Here is a 17,471-nt window from a genome sequence, read left to right as displayed (position 1 = left end):
CGGCGCGGCGCGGGGGGGGCGGGGGGGGGGGGGGCGCGAGCGGGCGCCTCGCGGCCTCTCTCCGCGCGGGGCGTTACTGTGGGGGGTGGGGTGTGGGGGGGGGGGGGGCCCCCCCCCCCCCCCCCGCACCGTAACGGGCCGCGCACAGCTCGGTCGCCGAGTCCACGATGTGCTGGAGGGTGGTCCGCAGTTCGAGTTCGGAGCCGACGCTGAGGACCGCGTCCAGGAGGACGGGCAGGCTGGCGGGGTGCCGGTCGCCGTCGTCCGGGGGGAGCGGTTCGGCGTGCGTCATTCGGCCAGCGGGTTCAGAACCATGGGGGCGATCTTCCCTTCGAGCATCATGCCGAGGCCCAGTACCGCGCAGATGTCGGGCCGTTCCGCGATGGCCACGGGCATCCCGGTCGCGTCGCGGAGCATCTGGTCCAGGCCCGGCAGCAGGGCGCTGCCACCCACCATCATGATCCCTCGGTCCGTCAGGTCCGCCACCAGGTCCGGCGGGCAGTCGCGCAGCACCTTGCCGATGCCGTCGAGGACGGCGGTCAGCGGGGTGTAGATGGCGTCCCGGACGGCCGCGGTGTCCACATGGACGGAGCGGGCCAGTCCGGTGGACACGTCGCGGCCGTGGATCAGGGTGGAGGCCGGGCCCTCGGCGGTGATGCCGTTGCCGTGCAGGGCCAGCTGGAGCGGGCGGACGGCCTGGCTGGGCAGCATCAGTTCGTGCGCGTGGCGCAGGTGCTGGACCACGGCGTGGTCGATGGCCTCGCCGCCGACCGGGATCCGTACGGCGGTGACGATGGAACCGAGGGAGAGGACGGCGACCTGGGTGGCCGCGGCCCCGCACACCATGATCATCGTCGCGGTCGGCTGCTCCACCGGCAGGCCGCAGCCGACGGCCGCCGCGATCAGGGTGTCGACCAGTTCGACGCGGCGGGCGCCGAGCCCGACGAGGGTTTCCACGGTGGCCCGCTGGGCGAGCGGGTCGGCGTCGTGCGGGGTGCAGGCGGCGGCCCGCAGCCGCGGCTTGCGGCGCAGGGCGCGGCGCAGCTTCTCCCCGAGGAGGTGGCGCAGCATGCGCTGGGCCATCTCGATGTCCACGACGGTGCCGCCGGAGACGGGGCGTACGACGCGGATGTAGTCGGGTGTGCGGCCGGTCATCCGTTCGGCGAAGGTGCCGACGGCGATGAGGGCGCCGGTCCGCGTGTTCACCGCGGCGACGCTAGGCTCGTCCACGACCAGCCCGGCGCCCTTGACGTACACGCGGGTCCGGGCCGCTCCGAGGTCGACGGCGACGTGGCAGCGGCGCAACTGCTCAAGACTGACGGTCACGGCAGATCCTCCCGAGAGCGCTGACGCAAGAAGACCGGCGGGTGCCGGTCACACTTCGTATCTTCTCGGGTGAATTAGGCATATTGCGCGATTTGATGCTCCGGGCGGGGGGTGTCGTCGGATACGGGAGGGGTACGAGAGGCGCCGGTGGGTGCTGCACGCGTGTGGATTTCTGTCCCGACAGGCGCGACCATGCCCGCACCGAACGCGCTACTGGCGCGTAACAAGGTAAAGGAGACTCCATGCTGACGGCCCGCCAGAGACTGCTCGCGCTCCTGACGCTCTGCCTGGCGCTGCTCGCGGCGCCGGTTCTCCCGGCCCGGGCGGCCGCCGCCGCTTCCGGACACGTCCCGGTGGTCTTCGTGCACGGCTACAACGCCGACCCCGGGGTCTGGGGTTCCCTGCGCGAGGACCTGCGCGCCGACGGGTACGCCGACTCCGAGCTCTTCTCCTTCGGCTACGACACCCACCAGTCCGTCAACGAGGTCCTCTCCGGCCGCCTCGCCGCCTATGTCGCGGAAGTCCGCCGCCAGACCGGCGCCGCCCGCGTGGACCTGGTCGCCCACTCCTTCGGCTCGCTGGTCACCCGCTGGTACGTGAAGTTCGGCGGCGGCGGCCCCTTCGTGGACCACTGGGTCTCCCTGGCCGGCCCCAACCACGGCACCTCCACCGCCTGGGCCTGCGCCCTGTGGGATCAGGCCTGCCGTGACATGACCCCCGGCTCCTACGTGGTGAAGAACCTCAACGCCGGCGACGAGACCCCCGGCGCCGTGAAGTACGCGACCTTCTGGTCGAACTGCGACGAGGTCATCAACCCCGACTCCAGCGTCCCGCTCGCCGGGGCCGCGAACACCCCCGTCGGCTGCCTCAAGCACAACGACCTGCTCGGCGACGGCGCCACCTCGGCGGGGGTACGGGCCTTCCTGCGCTCCTAGCGCCCCGTCAGGCGGTGTCCGCCCGTACGGAGACCTCCTGGAGCAGGCCGTACGTGAACTCCGCGACGCACGCCCGCCCCGACGCGGTGAACGCGAGCCGCCACCGCGTCGGCGCGGTCCCCTCCATCGGACGCACCGGCGCGAAGGCGCGCGCCACCTCGTCCACCGTCGCCGACCAGGGCAGCAGATCCTCCGGCGACTCCAGTACGGGGCTTCGCGCCCCCGGAGCCCGGACCAGCCACTCGTTCCAGACGGCCCCGTCCGGCGCGGCGAGCACCTCGAAGCGCAGGCCGGGCCAGAGCGGGACCGGCCACAGCAGGGCCTCGCAGGTCAGATCGCCGATCGTGCGGGACCCGGTGGACTCCGGCGGGCCGAGCACCGAGCGGTAGCGGGCCAGGGCGCCCCGGGAGCGGGGCGACCGGACCGTGGCCTGCCAGCGCTTGTTGGCCTCCCGTTGCTGCGCGAGCGAGGCGCCGAGCCGGTGGCGGGCCTCTTCGGCCAGACCGGGCTGGAAGTCGGCCATCCGGCGCAGCAGCACCAGCTGGAAGGCGGCGGGGCCGAAGGCTTCCCGGGCGGCCGGGCTTGGGTTCGCGGTCATGGAGGAAACGATTCCACACAGGATCCTTACGTTCCCGCGATCCGGATGTTGCCCCTGAACGCATAGCCTGCGGGCGCCATGAACTACTGCCCTGCCTGCCGGAGGCACCTCAACGGCGCGCTCGCGTGCGCCGGGTGCGGGACCCCGGCCGAGTACCTGATGCCCGCCGCGCCCGCCGGGGCGATGACCGCTCCCGCCGCGGAGCCGCCGCCCGCCGCGCCCGCCACACCCACCGCGCTCGCCGATGTGTACGCCGATTCCCTCGTGGTGCTGTCCGGCCCCGCGCGGGGCCGGGCCGGTGCGCGCCGCCGCGCCGGGCACCGTCGGCGCCGCCGGACCGTGCTGACGGTCGGACTCGGGCTGGTGCTCGCGACCGGTGCTTCGGTGGCGATGGCCCGGATGGCGGCCGACGGGGAGCGTTCCGACCGGGCGTCCGAGGTGGTACTGACCGACGATTCCGGACCGCAGCAGCCGGCGCCGCTGCCGAGCCTGACGCCCCCCGCTCCCTCGCGACTGCCGTCGGGGAAGGGCCCTGCTGCCGCGACGGCCTCCGCCGGGGGTGCGAAGGCGGCCGGGACCGGCCGTGCCACCGGGGGGAGCGGCAGCCCCGGGGTCGTGCCGTCGGGCTCCGCCTCGGGGGCGCCGGGGCCGACGCCGGGCGCCTCGGGGGCAGGGGGAGGCGTACCGCCCACGTCATCGGGGACGCCCGCGCCGAGCGGTTCCGGGACCGCGCAGCCGTCGGCGTCCGCCGACCCGACGCACGGGCCCAAGCCGAAGCCGTCGAAGACCCCGTCGTGCTGGCTGTTCTTCTGCGTCTGAGTTCCGGGCTGCGCGTCTGGGTTTGCCGGCTCAGCCCAGCATGCGCCTGAGCAGGTCCCGCAGGACCGTCCGCTCCTCCGTGGAGAGCCCGGCCAGCGGTTCGCGGGCGAAGTCCAGCGATTCGCGCAGCCGGTCGGCGGTCTGCAGGCCCTCGTCGGTGGGCGCGGCCAGCTTCACCCGGCGGTCGGCCGGGTCCGGGCGGCGCTCCACGAGGCCCCGGGTCTCCAGGCGGTCCACGATGCCGGTGATGTTGGACGGCTCGCACTTCAGCTTCTGCGCGATCTTGCGCATCGCCATCGGCTCCAGCGAGAGCAGATTGAGGACGCGGGCCTGGGCCCCGGTGAGCTGGTGGCTGGCGGCCGCGTGCTCGTATTCCTCGTGGTAGCGGGCCACGACGGTGCCGATGAGCTCGACGACCTCAACGGTCAGGGGGTCTACGCGACGACTGGGCATGGATCCAGCGTACCCATTTACTTGACAACATGAAATATCCAGGCGCATGGTTGTTTCACGTTGTGAAGCATTTCATCACTCTTCCAGGAGCGACGCATGTCCGAGATCCCCGCCGTCAGCCGTGAGTGGCACCTCGTCCGCCGCCCGCAGGGCTGGCCCGTCGCCGAGGACTTCGCCCTGCGCGAGGCCCCGGTGAACGCCGAGCCCGCCGCCGGCCGGATTCTGGTGCGCAACCTCCACATGTCCGTGGACCCGTACATGCGCGGCCGTATGAACGACACGAAGTCCTACGTCCCGCCCTTCCAGCTCGACCAGCCCATGCAGGGCGGTGCGGTCGGCGAGGTCGTCGCCTCCGCCGCCGAGGGCTTCGCCGTGGGCGACCACGTCCTGCACCCGCTGGGCTGGCGCGAGTACGCGGAGCTGGACGCCGCGCACGCCACCAAGGTCGACGCCTCGCTCGCCCCGCTCTCCGCCTACCTCGGCGTGCTCGGCATGCCCGGCCTGACCGCCTACGCCGGACTCTTCGAGGTCGCCTCCTTCAAGGAGGGTGACGCCGTCTTCGTCTCCGGCGCCGCCGGTGCGGTCGGCAGCCTCGTGGGCCAGTTCGCGAAGATCAAGGGCGCCTCCCGCGTCATCGGCTCCGCCGGATCCGACGAGAAGGTGACGCTCCTCACGGAGAAGTACGGCTTCGACGCCGCCTTCAACTACAAGAACGCCCCCGTCGCCGAGCAACTGCCGCAGGCCGCCCCCGAGGGCATCGACGTCTACTTCGACAACGTCGGCGGCGACCACCTGGAAGCGGCCATCTCCGCCCTCAACGTGTTCGGCCGGGCCACCCTGTGCGGGGCCATCGCCCACTACAACGACACCGAGGCCGCGCCCGGTCCGCGCAACCTCATGAACGTCATCGGCAAGCGCCTGCGCCTCCAGGGCGTACTGGTCGGCGACCACGCCGGTCTGCAGCCGCAGTTCGTCCAGGACGTGGCCGGCTGGCTGCGCTCCGGGCAGCTCGTCGCCGACGAAACGGTGGTCGAGGGCGTGGAGAACGCCACCGAGGCCTTCCTCGGAATGCTGCGCGGGGAGAACACCGGAAAGATGATCGTTTCCTTCACCCGTTAGGCTCACTCCACACCGTCGTGACGCGTGGGCGCGAGTCACGACGATTACCAGGAGGATCTTCTTACATGTCCATCCAGCAGTCCGACGTTCTCTACACCGCCGTCGCCACCGCCGAGAACGGCCGTGACGGTCGCGTCGCCACCAACGACGGTCAGCTCGACGTCGTCGTGAACCCGCCGAAGGAGATGGGCGGCAGCGGCGCCGGCACCAACCCGGAGCAGCTCTTCGCCGCCGGTTACAGCGCCTGCTTCCAGGGTGCGCTCGGCGTCGTCGCCCGCAACGAGAACGCCGACATCTCCGGCTCCACCGTCACCGCCGAGGTCGGCATCGGCAAGAACGACGAGGGCTTCGGCATCATCGTCAAGATCTCGGCCGTCATCCCGAATGTGGACGCCGCCACCGCCAAGGACCTCATCGAGAAGGCCCACCAGGTCTGCCCGTACTCCAAGGCGACCCGTGGCAACATCACGGTCGAGCTCGCGGTCTGATCCTCGGATCTCGCAACTCGTGGTTCGAAGGCCGCACCCTGGCACCGGGGTGCGGCCTTCGCCGTCCGGTCTTCGCCGTGCGCGGCGCCGGTCCTAAACTGGCCCCATGCGTGATCTTGCGGGGGGATTCGGCTATCTGCTGGCCGGACAGCGATGGGTGTTCCGGCACGGCCGGTGGCTGGGCTTCGGACTGCTGCCGGGGCTCGTCTCCCTGGTGCTCTACGCCGGGGCCCTCATCGGCCTCGGCTACGGCGCCGACGACCTGACCGCCTGGGCGACCCCCTTCGCCGACGGCTGGTCCTCGCCGTGGCTCGGGCTCTTCCGCGGCTTCCTGACCGCCCTGCTCTTCTCCCTCGGCCTCTTCCTCGCGGTGATCACCTTCACCGCCGTGACCCTGCTCGTGGGCCAGCCGTTCTACGAGTCCCTCTCGGAGCAGGTCGACCGCAGCGAGGGCGGCGAGGTCCCCGAGCCGGGGCTCACGCTCTGGCAGGAGCTGTGGATCTCCGCCCGGGACAGCCTGCGGATCCTCGGCAGGGTCCTGCTCTACGGGATCCTGCTCTTCGGCCTCGGTTTCATCCCGGTCATCGGGCAGACCGTGATCCCGGCCATCGGCTTCTGCGTCTCGGGCTTCTTCCTGACCCAGGAGCTCACCTCCGTCGCCCTGATGCGCCGCCGGGTGGAGCTCCCCGGCCAGCTGGAACTGCTGCGCTCGCGGCGCATGCTGGCGCTCGGCTTCGGGGTGCCGCTGGTGCTGGCGTTCCTGGTCCCCCTCGTCGCCGTGTTCCTGATGCCCGGCGCGGTGGCCGGAGCCACCCTGATGGCCCGGGACCTGGTCACCCCGGCCGAGGACCCGGAGCCGGCCCAGGCCGAGGACGAGGCCGCGACCGAAGCCCTCGGCGAACCCGCCCGGTCACAGCACTAGGCCGTCGTCGCCCGGCCCCCCCCGGACCCGTCATCAGGCCCCGGCCCGCGCCGGGATCTCCGCCACGGCGACCGACGGCGTACGGTCGTCGGCCTCGGTCAGGAGGGTGCCGCCCGGGGCCCATATGGCTGCGCCGCCGCAGCCGGTCCAGGGGCCGGACGGGCCGACGTGGTTGGCGAGGGCCACGTACATGCCGTGGTCGCGGGCGATCCCGGGGTGGACCGTGGCCCGCTCGGCGATGCCGTCGCCCGTCCCGTAGAGCGAGCTCGCCAGGTGGACCAGGCAGCCGGCGGCCGCGCCCGCGCCGGGAACTTCCGCGAAGTGGTTGTCGTAGCAGATGCCCAGGGAGAATCCGATCCCGCCGAGTTCGAAGCGGCCGGGGAGCGAGCCCGCGGCGAAGAGGTCCTGCTCGTGCCGGTAGAGGTGCTGCTTGGCGTACGTGGTCACGTGCGCGCCCCGCGCGTCGTGGACCAGGGTCGCGATGACGGGCCGGGGGCCGTCCACGCGCAGCGCGACGTTGACGGCGGTGGCGATCCCGGCGGCGCGGACGGGGTCCAGCCGGGGGTCCTCGGGCCCGGTCAGCCACAGACCGGGGTCGGCGGCGAGCGAGGCCAGCTCGTAGCCGGTCAGCGTGAACTCGGGGAACACGACCAGCTCCGCACCCTCCTCGCGGGCCCGGACGGCGAGGGCGGCCGCCTGCGCGGCGTTGGCGGACACGTCGGCGGGAGCGCAGGTCAGCTGCGCGGCGGCGATCTTCATCCGGCCCAGGATAGGCGGCCGCCGGGTCAGGCTGCGGGGTCGGCCGGGGGCCCCTGGAGGAGGGTCAGGAAGGCGCGGAAGGCGCCCGGCATGTCCACGGATTCCGGGGCCAGCAGCCACTGGTACTGGAGGCCGTCCATCACGGCCGTCAGCAGCGGGGCCACCTGTTCGGGGGTGAGGCCCGAGGGGAGGCGTTCCCCGTACTCGGCGCGCAGGACCGCCGCCATCTCCGCGCGGACCTGCGCGTACCGCTCGGTGAAGAACTCCCGCGCCGGATGCCCGTCGGTGACGCTCTCGCCGAGCAGTGCGGAGAAGGTCTGCACGATGCCCGGGCGCATGGCGTTGTAGTCCACCAGCGAGGCGAGCAGGTCCAGGCGCCAGGTGCCTGCCGACGCACGGCTGCCGCCGCCGGTGTCCCAGCGGTCGCGCTCCTCCAGGACGGCGACGAGCAGGGCCTCCTTGGTCGGGAAGTAGTGCAGCAGCCCCTGCTGGGTCAGGCCCACGCGTTCGGCGACCGTGCCCAGGGTGGCGCCCCGGTAGCCGCGCTCCGCGATGACCTCGACGGCCGCGCGGACGATCTCCGCACGCCGTTCCTCACTTCTCGCCCTGGCCATCGCCCCGGCACCCCTTCCGTTTCTGCCTGCCAGCAGGACCGTACGGCATCGTGATGTCACGGATATATAACAAACCCTACCGGTCTACAGGTATCCGGTCCACCATGGAGCCAGCACCCGCGCTCAACGAGGAGGCATGGCCGTGACCGACGCCGATCAGGTTCGCAACGACGCCGTAGAGGCGGCACTGGGCAAGCTGGATCTCGACACCAAGGCCCGTCTCCTGGCCGGCCAGGACATGTGGTCCCTGCCCGCCGTCCCCGAGATCGGGCTGAAGTCCCTGGTCATGTCCGACGGCCCCATCGGGGTCCGCGGAGTGCGCTGGACCGCCGACGACCCGTCCATCGCCCTGCCCTCCCCGACCGCGCTCGCCGCCGCCTGGGACCCCGCGCTCGCCCGCCGCGCCGGTCGCCTCCTCGCCCAGGAAGCCCGCCGCAAGGGCGTCCACGTCCTGCTCGCGCCCACCGTCAACCTGCACCGCTCGCCGCTCGGCGGCCGGCACTTCGAGTGCTACTCCGAGGACCCGTACCTCACCGGCGAGATCGGCAGCGGCTACGTCAACGGGGTCCAGGACGGCGGCGTCGGCACCACCGTCAAGCACTTCGTCGGCAACGACGCCGAGACCGAGCGGTTCACCGTCGACAGCGTCATCGCCCCGCGCCCGCTGCGCGAGCTGTACCTGGCGCCGTTCGAGGCCATCGTGGCCAACGCCCACCCGTGGGGCATCATGACGGCCTACAACCGGGTCAACGGCGTGACGATGACCGAGCACACGCACCTGGTCAACGAGGTCCTGCGCGCCGAGTGGGGCTTCGACGGGTACAACGTCTCCGACTGGATGGCCGCCCGCTCCACCACCGGCGACATCCTCGGCGGCCTCGACGTGGCCATGCCCGGCCCCGCCACCGTCTACGGGGCCCCGCTCGCCGACGCCGTCCGCGCCGGGGAGGTCCCCGAGTCCGCGGTCGACGAGGCCGTCCGCAACGTCCTGCGCCTCGCCGCCCGCGTGGGCATCCTGGAAGGCGCCCCCGCCGTCGTCGGCGAGGTCCCGGCCGCCATCGACGGGCAGGCCCTGGCCCGCGAGATCGCCGCCCGCGGCTTCGTCCTCGTCCGCAACGAGGCCGTGTCCGAGGCCGTGTCCGGTGACGCGTCCGGTGAGAGGAAGGCGTTGCCGCTCGACACCGCCGCCGGCCGCACCGTCGCCCTCATCGGGGCCGCCGCCCGCGATGCCCGCGTCCTCGGCGGCGGCTCCGCCACCGTCTTCCCCGAGCGGATCGTCTCCCCGCTGGACGGCCTCACCGCCGCCCTCGCCGAAGGCGCGCTCACCTTCACCGTCGGCGCCGACCCCAGCGACGAGCTGACCCCCGCCGACAAGGGCTTCGAGCTCCGCGCGGTCTGCCGCGACGCCTCCGGCGCCGTCCTCGGCGAGGGCTCCCTGCCGACCGGCCAGGTCCAGTGGATCGGCGACGACCTGCCCGCGGGCGCCACGTACGCGACGATGGCGAGCATCGAGGTCACCGGGCGGTTCGTGCCGCGCGAAAGCGGCGAGCACGCCTTCGGCACCCGCGGACTGGGCGCCTTCGCCCTCGCCGTCGGCGGGGAGACCGTCTGGGACGGCGTCCAGGCCATGGGCGACGAGGCCGACCCCTTCGAGGCCTTCTTCGGCGCCCCCAGCGAGCGGGCCCGGATCACCCTCGCCGAGGGCGAGGCCGTCGAGGTCTCGCTGACCTACCAGGTCCCCGACATGACCGCGCTGCCGCTCAAGGCGATCATGTTCTCCTTCCTCCACCTCGGCCCGCAGCGCTCCGCCGACGAGCTCATCGCCGAGGCCGTGGAGGCGGCCCGCGCCGCCGACACCGCCGTCGTGGTGGTCGCCACCACCGAGCGGGTGGAGTCCGAGGGCTTCGACCGCAAGGACCTCTCCCTCCCGGGCCGGCAGGACGACCTGGTCCGGGCGGTGGCCGCCGTCAACCCGAACACCGTGGTCGTCGTCAACGCGGGCTCCCCGGTGGAACTCCCCTGGCGCGAGGAGGTCGCCGCCGTGCTCCTGACCTGGTTCCCCGGGCAGGAGGGCGGGGCCGCGCTGGCCGACGTACTCCTGGGCGAGGCCGAGCCGGGCGGGCGGCTGCCCACCACCTGGCCCGCGGAGTTCGCCGACGCGCCGGTCACCGAGGTCACCCCGACGGAGGGGAGCCTCGAATACCGCGAGGGGCTCTTCATCGGCTACCGGGCCTACGAGAAGCACGGGATCGCCCCGGCCTTCCCCTTCGGCCACGGCCTCGGCTACACGGACTGGGCCTACGAGTCCATGGAGGTCACCCCCACGGCCGCGCGTGTCCGCCTCACCAACACCGGCACCCGGCCGGGCCGCGAGACCGTCCAGATCTACCTGGCCCCCGTCTCGGACGGGGTGGAGCGCCCGGCGAGCTGGCTGGCCGGCTTCGCGAGCGTGAGCGCCGGACCCGGCGAGAGCGTCGAGACCGAGATCGCCCTGCCCGCGCGCGCGTTCGAGATCTGGGACGAGGAAGCCCGCGCCTGGCAGCGGATCGGCGGCGGCTACGAGGTCTGCGCGAGCCACTCGCACGGCGACACCCGCCTGACGGCGTCCCTGGACATCTAGGGAAGGCGCCGCGGACGGCGCCCATGAACCGGACCGGGGGCGGGCCCTGACACCCGCCCCCGGTCCCGCACGTCCGGCGCGCGGTGAGGGAAAGTCAACGCGGAGGCTGCGGAGACGTCACCTGTCGGTGCGCCAGTTCCGCGAGCCGCGCCTGACCGTTCTTGCCCGGGTGGAACCAGTCCCAGCGGCTCAACTGCTCCGCCACGAAGGGGTACTGGAACACCGCGCCGCCGTCGTAGCGGCACAGCTCGTCCTTCGCGCAGACCTCGCGCAGCGCCTCGTTGTACTCGACCACGCGCGCCCGCACCTGCTCGCGCCGGGCCGTCGCCGCGGCGGCCGTCGAGGCCGGCTCGGCGAGCATCGACTGGCAGATGCCGAGCTTCCAGACCTGGCGCACCATCGGGTCGTCCTTGCCCTGCTCCCACAGCCGCTGCAGGTCCGGCACGCTGGACACGTACACCTGCGAGGCGGGTGAGGCGGCCCGCAGACCGGCGAGGGCCTTTTCGAAACCGGAGCGGAAGGCCGCCACCGAAGTCATCGACGAAGCCGAGGGGCGGCAGGCGTCGTTCGAGCCGACCATGACCGTGACCAGGCCGGGCCGGTGCGCCGCCGCCGAGGCCAGCTGCCCCGGCAGGTCCGCCATCCGGGAGCCGGTCACCGCGTAGTTCCAGCTGCGCGACGGAGCCTCGGCCTCCCCGAGCAGCCGGGCGGCCAGCGAGTGGACCTCCGGGTCGTCGCCCGTGGCCCAGGAGGCCTCCGGGCAGTCGGCCAGCACCGAACAGGCGTCGAAACCACGGGTGATGGAGTCGCCCACGGCGGCCACCGAGGCCGGAGCGGTGTTCCAGCGCGGCGCGGACTGCGCCCCCCGGTCACCCCCGGGCTTCGCCCCATCGGACGAACACCCGGCCAGCGTCCCCGTAGCGGCGATCAGCAGGGCAACCGCCGCGCCCGCACCCGGAAGCGTCCGACGCGCGCGGCGGCGTGGGGCGGTGGTGCGCATGCGAGAGGTCCCTCCTCGTCGCCCCGCGTCCTTACGGGGGGCGTCCTGCTGAGTGAATGCTCTGGGTTTACGGGGCTTGGAGCGACCGTACGTCACACCATGACCCCCGGCGCACGGTAGCTTTTTCCCGTGGCGTTTCGGCCGCAAGTCCCGCAACGCAATGTCAAATAATTTCCGTTACATTACATCACGTCACATACTGTCCGTTTTCTGGAGTTTATTCCCGACCTCGTCCCACACTGGAGGTCCCGGTGACGACACGTGGAGTCCTGTACGTGCATTCCGCACCGCGTGCGCTCTGTCCGCACGTGGAATGGGCCGTCGCGGGCGTGCTCGGGGTGCGGGTGAACCTCGACTGGATCCGTCAGCCCGCCTCCCCGGGCACCTGGAGAGCCGAGTTCTCCTGGCAGGCCGAGGCGGGCACGGCCTCGAAGCTCGCCTCAGCCCTGCGCGGCTGGCACCTGCTCCGCTTCGAAGTGACCGCGGAACCCTGCCCGACCGCCGAGGGAGAGCGCTACAGCTCCACCCCGCAGCTGGGCATCTTCCACGCCGTCACCGGCATGCACGGCGACATCCTGATCCCCGAGGACCGGCTGCGCGCCGCCCTCGCCCGGTCCGCCCACGGCGAGACCGACCTGGAGGCGGAGATCGCCAAGCTGCTCGGCAAACCCTGGGACGACGAGCTCGAACCCTTCCGCTACGCGGGCGAGGGCGCCCCGGTGCGGTGGCTCCACCAGGTCGTCTGACCGCGGGACGTCGGACGCAGGACGCAGGACGCGCGAAGGCCCGCCCGGGGATTCCCGGGCGGGCCTTCGTACGTGGCCGGATCAGACCGTGCGGAACGCCAGCGAGACGTTGTGGCCGCCGAAGCCGAACGAGTTGTTGATCGCGGAGATCGGGCCCTCGGCCGGGAGCTTGCGGGGCTCGTCGCGCACGATGTCCGCGTCGATGTCGTCGTCCATGTCGTCGAGGTTGATCGTCGGCGGGGCGAGGCGGTGGTACAGCGCCAGCACCGTCGCGACGGTCTCGATGCCACCGGCGCCACCCAGCAGGTGACCGGTCATCGACTTCGTGGCCGAGATCGCGATGTGGTCGAGGTCGTCGCCCAGCACCTTGCGCAGGGCCTTCAGCTCGGCCGTGTCACCCTGCGGGGTGGACGTGGCGTGCGCGTTCACGTGGACCAGCTCGGCCGGGTCCAGGCCCGTGTTGTCGAGCAGGTTCTGCAGGGCGGCCGAGACACCGCGGCCGGTCGGCTCGGGCTGCGCGATGTGGTGGCTGTCCGCGGACAGGCCCTGGCCCAGCACCTCGCAGTAGACCCGGGCGCCGCGCGCGGCGGCGTGCTCGGCGGACTCCAGGACCACGACGCCGGCGCCCTCGCCGAGGACGAAGCCGTCGCGGGCCTTGTCGTACGGGCGGGAGGCCGTGGTCGGGTTCTCGTTGTTCTTGGACATCGCCATCATGTTGGCGAACGCGGCGATCGGCAGCGGGTGGATCGCCGCCTCGGTGCCGCCCGCGACGACCACGTCGGCGCGGCCGGTGCGGATCATCTCGACGGCGTAGCCGATGGCCTCGGCGCCCGACGCGCAGGCGCTGACCGGAGTGTGCACACCCGCGCGGGCGTTGACCTCCAGGCCGACGTTGGCCGACGGGCCGTTGGGCATGAGCATGGGGACGGTGTGCGGGGAAACCCGTCGCACACCCTTTTCCTTCAGTACGTCGTACTGGTCGAGCAGGGTGGTCACGCCGCCGATGCCGGAGGCGATGACGGTGCCCAGGCGCTCGGGCGCGATCGACGCGTCCTCGCCCGCCGGGGCGGTGTAGCCGGCGTCGGCCCACGCCTCGCGGGCCGCGATGATCGCGAACTGGGCCGAGCGGTCCAGCTTGCGGGCCAGCGGCCGGGGAAGGACGTCGTTCGGGTCCACGGCGGCCAGTGCGGCGATACGAACCGGGAGTTCGGCAAAGCGCTCGCCCTCAAGGGGCTTTACGCCGGAACGGCCGGCAAGCAGACCTTCCCAGGTCGAAGCGCTGTCGCCACCCAGCGGAGTGGTTGCGCCGATACCGGTGACGACCACGGTGCGATTGGTCGGGCTCACAGGAATTCTTTCTCCACGTCTCAGGGGGTGCTGAATTGTCACGGCGCCACCGCCAGGTGGCGACAAACGCTCGTCGTTCTTAGGCCTGGTGCTTCGCGATGTAGTCCGCGGCGTCGCCGACCGTCTTGAGACCCTTGACGTCCTCGTCCGGGATCTTGACGTCGAAGCGCTCTTCGGCGGCGACGACGACCTCGACCATGGACAGCGAGTCGACGTCCAGGTCGTCGGTGAAGGACTTCTCGATCTGGACGTCCTCGACGGGGATGCCGGCAATCTCGTTGACGATCTCGGCGAGACCCTCGACGATCTCTTCCTGGGTGGCAGCCATGTGGCGCTCCTTCTTTAGCTAACTGGGGTTGGATCAGGGTCAGGGATGTGAATCCCGGGCCCTAGGGGAGGGTAACGACCGTCGCGGCGTAGACGAGTCCCGCCCCGAAGCCGATGACGAGCGCGGTGTCGCCGCTCTTCGCCGCTCCGGTCGCCAGGAGCCGCTCCATTGCGAGCGGGATCGAGGCGGCCGAGGTGTTGCCGGTGGTTTCGACGTCACGGGCGACCGTGACGTGCTCCGGCAGCTTCAGAGTCTTCACCATCGAGTCGATGATCCGCATGTTTGCCTGGTGCGGAATGAAGACGTCCAGGTCGTCCGCGGTGATCCCGGCTGCGTCGAGCGCCTGCTGGGCCACCTTGGCCATCTCGAAGACGGCCCAGCGGAAGACCGCCTGACCCTCCTGCGTGATGGCCGGGAACTTCTCGGCGCTGTCCGTGTTGCGGTACTCGTCCCACGGCACGGTCTGCTTGATGGTCTCGGACTTGTCGCCCTCCGAGCCCCACACGGTGGGGCCGATGGCCGGCTCGTCCGAGGGGCCGACGACCACGGCGCCCGCGCCGTCGCCGAACAGGAAGGCCGTCGCGCGGTCCTCCAGGTCGGTGAGGTCCGAGAGCCGCTCCACGCCGATGACGAGGACGTACTCCGCGGAACCTTCCACCACCAGGCCCTTGGCCAGGGTCAAACCGTAGCCGAACCCGGCGCAGCCGGCGGAGATGTCGAAGGCGGCGGGCTTGCCCGCGCCGATGCGGTGCGCGATCTCGGTCGCGATCGCCGGGGTCTGCTTGAAGTGCGACACCGTCGAGACGATCACGGCGCCGATCTTCTCCGGGGCGATCCCGGCGGCGGCCAGCGCCTTGCCGGAGGCCTCCACCGACATCGCGGCGACGGTCTCCTGGGGCGAGGCCCAGTGCCGCGTCGCGATACCGGAACGGGAGCGGATCCACTCGTCGGACGAGTCGATGGTCTCGAGGATGACCTCGTTGGGCACCACACGGACCGGGCGGTAGCCGCCGACTCCGAGGATGCGGGCGTACGGGGAGCCCTTGGCAGGCTTGATCTTCGACATGCTGTGTGGGCTCCTTCTCTCAGGCCGCGTGCTCGGCGACAAGCGCCGCGGCCTTTTCGAGATCGTCCGGGGTCTTCAGGGCCACGCTCGGTACGCCCTTCAGCGCGCGCTTGGCCAGACCCGTCAGGGTGCCACCGGGGGACAGCTCGACGATCCCCGTGACGCCCAGTGCGGCGAACGTCTCCATGCACAGGTCCCAGCGGACCGGGTTGGCCACCTGGCCCACCAGCCGGGCGACGACATCGGCGCCCGTGGTCACGACCTGACCGTCCTTGTTCGATACGTAGGCCGTCTTCGGGTCCGCCGGGGAGAGGGCCGCCGCGGCCTTCTCCAGGGCGACGACCGCCGGGGCCATGTGGCGCGTGTGGAAGGCGCCCGCGACCTTGAGGGCGACGACCTTCATGGAGCCCTCGGGCTTCTCGGCCTCCAGCGCCGCGAGCTGCTCCATCGTGCCGGCCGCGACGATCTGGCCCGCGCCGTTGATGTTCGCCGGGGTCAGACCCAGCTTCTCCAGGTGCGCGACCACGACGTCGGGGTCCCCGCCGAGGACCGCCGACATGCCCGTCGCGGTGATCGCCGCCGCCTCGGCCATGCCGAGCCCGCGGGTGCGTACGAAGGACAGTGCCTCGATGTCGGAGAGCACGCCGGCCCGGACGGCCGCGGTGATCTCGCCGACGCTGTGACCCGCGACGGCGCCGAACGCCGTAGCGGCGCCGAGGGCGTCGGCGGAGAGCAGGCCGGCAGCCACCAGCAGGGGCTGTGCCACGGCCGTGTCGCGGATCTCGTCCGCGTCGGCCTTCGTGCCGTAGTGGGCAAGGTCGAGCCCGATGGCGTCCGACCATGCGGCGACGCGGTCAGCGGCACCGGGGAGGTCGAGCCAGGGAGTCAGGAAGCCGGGCGTCTGTGCGCCTTGGCCGGGAGCGACGAGTACGAGCACCCTCACACTCTCTCTTGTGTTCGGTCCACGCCGCCCGTGGGGACAGGGACGAAGAACCTTCGGGGTAATTGTTGATGTCCGACAAAAGTCTAGGACTGAGGATCTCCGTCGGCCAGACGCCCGAGGATCAGGGCGATCCGCAGAGTGAACGCAGAACGGACATCGGAGGGCGACCATCCGGTGACGTCCGTCACACGTCGGAGCCGGTAGCGCACGGTGTTGGGGTGCACGAACAGCATCCGAGCTGCCCCTTCGAGGCTGCTCGCCTGCTCCAGGTACACACTCAGCGTCTCCAGCAGGGCCGAGCCCGCCTCTTCGAGCGGTCTGTAGATCTCCTCCACCAGCTGCTCGCGCGCCGAAGGGTCCGAGGCGATCGCGCGCTCAGGCAGCAGATCATCCGCCAGCACCGGCCTGGGAGCGTCCTGCCACGCCGTGCACGCCTTGAGTCCGGCCGCCGCGGCCTGCGCCGACTTCGTGGCGTTCAGCAGGTCCGGGACCACCGGACCGGCCACCACCGCACCCGCGGCGAACGGCCCGATCAGCGATTTGGCCACCTGCATCGGATTGTCGCTGCCACCCGCGATGACCACGAGCCGGTCCCCGAGCACACCGGTGAGGACCTGGAGCTTGTGATGGCGGGCCGCGCGCCGGATCGCCTCGACCGTCAGCTCGCTGTCGCCCTCGGGAGCGGTGCCCAGCACCACGCACACGTGCTCCGGCGAATTCCAGCCGAGCGCCGCGGCCCGCGACAGCGCGCCCTCGTCGGCCTCACCGGAGAGCACCGCGTTGACCACCAGCGACTCCAGCCGGGCGTCCCAGGCCCCGCGCGCCTCGGCGGCCTGGGCGTACACCTGGGCGGTCGCGAAGGCGATCTCCCGGGCGTACACCAGCAGCGCCTCGCGCAGGATCGACTCGTCGCCGGGCGCGGCGACCTCGTCGATCGCGGTCTCCATGACCTCGATCGTGGTCCGCACCATCTCGACGGTCTGGCGCAGCGTGATCGCCCGGGTCAGCTCGCGCGGAGCCGTCCCGAACACGTCGGTGGAGATCGCCTGCGGGGTCTCGGGGTGCCGGAACCACTCGGTGAACGCCGCGATGCCGGCCTGGGCCACCAGTCCGATCCAGGACCGGTTCTCCGGGGGCATCGCGCGGTACCACGAGAGGGTCTCGTCCATGCGCGCGATGGCGTTCGCGGCGAGCCGCCCGGAGGACTTCTCCAGCCGGCGCAGCGTCGCGGCGTGCGGATGCGCGGGGGCCGGATGCGCGGGATGGGTCGCTGGTGAATGCTCGCGTTCGGGTTGGGGCACGTGACAAGACTGCCCTATCGGGACGGCTGCGCGGAGTCGGGTCTCACCCCGGCCCGCGCGGACGTACCCGGGGCACGGCCCCGGCCG

18 protein-coding genes are annotated in these 17,471 nt (G+C 72.1%); 7 read left to right on the top strand and 11 right to left on the bottom strand.

The genetic code is table 11. The features are described 5' to 3' along the window. Positions 1 to 288 precede the first annotated feature (288 nt). Complete coding sequence (locus ACFXDJ_RS18665) at positions 289 to 1,326, bottom strand: rod shape-determining protein (protein WP_371615740.1); 1,038 nt, start codon at positions 1,324 to 1,326, stop codon at positions 289 to 291. 242 nt (positions 1,327 to 1,568) lie between these two features. Between ACFXDJ_RS18665 and ACFXDJ_RS18660 the strand changes: the two genes are divergently transcribed. Beyond that, positions 1,569 to 2,261: an esterase/lipase family protein gene (locus tag ACFXDJ_RS18660; protein ID WP_384662241.1), complete on the top strand. Its 693-nt coding sequence runs from the start codon at positions 1,569 to 1,571 to the stop codon at positions 2,259 to 2,261. A gap of 7 nt (positions 2,262 to 2,268) precedes the next feature. Here ACFXDJ_RS18660 and ACFXDJ_RS18655 read toward each other — a convergent pair whose 3' ends face one another. Beyond that, on the bottom strand, positions 2,269 to 2,859 hold the full coding sequence (locus ACFXDJ_RS18655) for a hypothetical protein (protein WP_384849649.1): 591 nt from the start codon (positions 2,857 to 2,859) through the stop codon (positions 2,269 to 2,271). 78 nt (positions 2,860 to 2,937) lie between these two features. Here ACFXDJ_RS18655 and ACFXDJ_RS18650 point away from each other — a divergent pair, with 78 nt between their 5' ends. Next, positions 2,938 to 3,678, top strand: coding sequence for a hypothetical protein (locus tag ACFXDJ_RS18650; protein ID WP_384849646.1), 741 nt, complete (start codon positions 2,938 to 2,940; stop codon positions 3,676 to 3,678). A gap of 30 nt (positions 3,679 to 3,708) precedes the next feature. Here ACFXDJ_RS18650 and ACFXDJ_RS18645 read toward each other — a convergent pair whose 3' ends face one another. Continuing rightward, on the bottom strand, positions 3,709 to 4,131 hold the full coding sequence (locus ACFXDJ_RS18645) for a MarR family winged helix-turn-helix transcriptional regulator (RefSeq protein WP_371615736.1): 423 nt from the start codon (positions 4,129 to 4,131) through the stop codon (positions 3,709 to 3,711). Between the two features lie 96 nt (positions 4,132 to 4,227). Here ACFXDJ_RS18645 and ACFXDJ_RS18640 point away from each other — a divergent pair, with 96 nt between their 5' ends. The 3 genes from ACFXDJ_RS18640 to ACFXDJ_RS18630 all read left to right on the top strand — a co-directional run bounded on the left by ACFXDJ_RS18640 (position 4,228) and on the right by ACFXDJ_RS18630 (position 6,660). Beyond that, positions 4,228 to 5,250 (top strand): NADP-dependent oxidoreductase, encoded by a 1,023-nt coding sequence (locus tag ACFXDJ_RS18640; protein ID WP_384651881.1) that lies wholly within the window; start codon positions 4,228 to 4,230, stop codon positions 5,248 to 5,250. A gap of 65 nt (positions 5,251 to 5,315) precedes the next feature. Next, positions 5,316 to 5,738 (top strand): organic hydroperoxide resistance protein, encoded by a 423-nt coding sequence (locus ACFXDJ_RS18635; RefSeq protein ID WP_384651879.1) that lies wholly within the window; start codon positions 5,316 to 5,318, stop codon positions 5,736 to 5,738. Positions 5,739 to 5,844: 106 nt separating this feature from the next. Continuing rightward, on the top strand, positions 5,845 to 6,660 hold the full coding sequence (locus tag ACFXDJ_RS18630; protein WP_384651878.1) for an EI24 domain-containing protein: 816 nt from the start codon (positions 5,845 to 5,847) through the stop codon (positions 6,658 to 6,660). A gap of 33 nt (positions 6,661 to 6,693) precedes the next feature. Here the strand turns inward: ACFXDJ_RS18630 and ACFXDJ_RS18625 are convergent, their stop codons facing one another. Then, positions 6,694 to 7,419, bottom strand: a complete 726-nt coding sequence (locus tag ACFXDJ_RS18625) for a carbon-nitrogen hydrolase family protein (RefSeq protein ID WP_384651876.1) — start codon at positions 7,417 to 7,419, stop codon at positions 6,694 to 6,696. Positions 7,420 to 7,445: 26 nt separating this feature from the next. Then, positions 7,446 to 8,033: a TetR/AcrR family transcriptional regulator gene (locus ACFXDJ_RS18620; RefSeq protein WP_384651874.1), complete on the bottom strand. Its 588-nt coding sequence runs from the start codon at positions 8,031 to 8,033 to the stop codon at positions 7,446 to 7,448. 136 nt (positions 8,034 to 8,169) lie between these two features. On the opposite strand from ACFXDJ_RS18620, the gene ACFXDJ_RS18615 reads away from it, so the two are divergent. Continuing rightward, positions 8,170 to 10,653 carry a beta-glucosidase gene (locus ACFXDJ_RS18615; protein WP_384651873.1) on the top strand — a complete coding sequence of 828 codons (2,484 nt, stop codon included), beginning with the start codon at positions 8,170 to 8,172 and terminating at the stop codon, positions 10,651 to 10,653. A gap of 94 nt (positions 10,654 to 10,747) precedes the next feature. Here the strand turns inward: ACFXDJ_RS18615 and ACFXDJ_RS18610 are convergent, their stop codons facing one another. After that, the gene (locus ACFXDJ_RS18610) at positions 10,748 to 11,653 is read right to left on the bottom strand and encodes a GDSL-type esterase/lipase family protein (protein ID WP_384651871.1); all 906 of its coding nucleotides are present in this window, start codon (positions 11,651 to 11,653) and stop codon (positions 10,748 to 10,750) included. A 251-nt stretch (positions 11,654 to 11,904) separates the two neighbouring features. Between ACFXDJ_RS18610 and ACFXDJ_RS18605 the strand changes: the two genes are divergently transcribed. Beyond that, positions 11,905 to 12,399, top strand: a complete 495-nt coding sequence (locus ACFXDJ_RS18605) for a DUF3145 domain-containing protein (RefSeq protein WP_267754836.1) — start codon at positions 11,905 to 11,907, stop codon at positions 12,397 to 12,399. 81 nt (positions 12,400 to 12,480) lie between these two features. On the opposite strand, the gene fabF is transcribed toward ACFXDJ_RS18605, so the two are convergent. The 5 genes from fabF to ACFXDJ_RS18580 all read right to left on the bottom strand — a co-directional run bounded on the left by fabF (position 12,481) and on the right by ACFXDJ_RS18580 (position 17,384). After that, on the bottom strand, positions 12,481 to 13,746 hold the full coding sequence (gene fabF, locus ACFXDJ_RS18600; RefSeq protein ID WP_384651868.1) for a beta-ketoacyl-ACP synthase II: 1,266 nt from the start codon (positions 13,744 to 13,746) through the stop codon (positions 12,481 to 12,483). A gap of 79 nt (positions 13,747 to 13,825) precedes the next feature. Further along, positions 13,826 to 14,074, bottom strand: coding sequence for an acyl carrier protein (locus ACFXDJ_RS18595; RefSeq protein ID WP_384651866.1), 249 nt, complete (start codon positions 14,072 to 14,074; stop codon positions 13,826 to 13,828). A 61-nt stretch (positions 14,075 to 14,135) separates the two neighbouring features. Beyond that, positions 14,136 to 15,140 (bottom strand): ketoacyl-ACP synthase III, encoded by a 1,005-nt coding sequence (locus ACFXDJ_RS18590; RefSeq protein ID WP_384651864.1) that lies wholly within the window; start codon positions 15,138 to 15,140, stop codon positions 14,136 to 14,138. 19 nt (positions 15,141 to 15,159) lie between these two features. Then, positions 15,160 to 16,077 (bottom strand): ACP S-malonyltransferase, encoded by a 918-nt coding sequence (locus ACFXDJ_RS18585; RefSeq protein ID WP_384651862.1) that lies wholly within the window; start codon positions 16,075 to 16,077, stop codon positions 15,160 to 15,162. Between the two features lie 89 nt (positions 16,078 to 16,166). Further along, complete coding sequence (locus ACFXDJ_RS18580) at positions 16,167 to 17,384, bottom strand: PucR family transcriptional regulator (protein ID WP_384651860.1); 1,218 nt, start codon at positions 17,382 to 17,384, stop codon at positions 16,167 to 16,169. Positions 17,385 to 17,471 lie beyond the last annotated feature (87 nt).

Source organism: Streptomyces sp. NPDC059443, assembly GCF_042750105.1.
GTDB lineage: Bacteria > Actinomycetota > Actinomycetes > Streptomycetales > Streptomycetaceae > Streptomyces.
The sequence above is the reverse complement of the archived record's forward strand: the minus strand, read 5'-3'. Positions and strand labels throughout refer to the sequence as shown.

Excerpts from the sequence above, each read along its gene's own strand:
- ACFXDJ_RS18660 (WP_384662241.1), top strand. The coding sequence starts at position 1,569 with ATGCTGACGGCCCGCCAGAGACTGCTCGCGCTCCTGACGCTCTGCCTG.
- ACFXDJ_RS18655 (WP_384849649.1), bottom strand. The coding sequence starts at position 2,859 with ATGACCGCGAACCCAAGCCCGGCCGCCCGGGAAGCCTTCGGCCCCGCC.
- ACFXDJ_RS18650 (WP_384849646.1), top strand. The coding sequence starts at position 2,938 with ATGAACTACTGCCCTGCCTGCCGGAGGCACCTCAACGGCGCGCTCGCG.
- ACFXDJ_RS18645 (WP_371615736.1), bottom strand. The coding sequence starts at position 4,131 with ATGCCCAGTCGTCGCGTAGACCCCCTGACCGTTGAGGTCGTCGAGCTC.
- ACFXDJ_RS18640 (WP_384651881.1), top strand. The coding sequence starts at position 4,228 with ATGTCCGAGATCCCCGCCGTCAGCCGTGAGTGGCACCTCGTCCGCCGC.
- ACFXDJ_RS18635 (WP_384651879.1), top strand. The coding sequence starts at position 5,316 with ATGTCCATCCAGCAGTCCGACGTTCTCTACACCGCCGTCGCCACCGCC.
- ACFXDJ_RS18630 (WP_384651878.1), top strand. The coding sequence starts at position 5,845 with ATGCGTGATCTTGCGGGGGGATTCGGCTATCTGCTGGCCGGACAGCGA.
- ACFXDJ_RS18625 (WP_384651876.1), bottom strand. The coding sequence starts at position 7,419 with ATGAAGATCGCCGCCGCGCAGCTGACCTGCGCTCCCGCCGACGTGTCC.
- ACFXDJ_RS18620 (WP_384651874.1), bottom strand. The coding sequence starts at position 8,033 with ATGGCCAGGGCGAGAAGTGAGGAACGGCGTGCGGAGATCGTCCGCGCG.
- ACFXDJ_RS18615 (WP_384651873.1), top strand. The coding sequence starts at position 8,170 with ATGGCCGTGACCGACGCCGATCAGGTTCGCAACGACGCCGTAGAGGCG.
- ACFXDJ_RS18610 (WP_384651871.1), bottom strand. The coding sequence starts at position 11,653 with ATGCGCACCACCGCCCCACGCCGCCGCGCGCGTCGGACGCTTCCGGGT.
- ACFXDJ_RS18595 (WP_384651866.1), bottom strand. The coding sequence starts at position 14,074 with ATGGCTGCCACCCAGGAAGAGATCGTCGAGGGTCTCGCCGAGATCGTC.
- ACFXDJ_RS18590 (WP_384651864.1), bottom strand. The coding sequence starts at position 15,140 with ATGTCGAAGATCAAGCCTGCCAAGGGCTCCCCGTACGCCCGCATCCTC.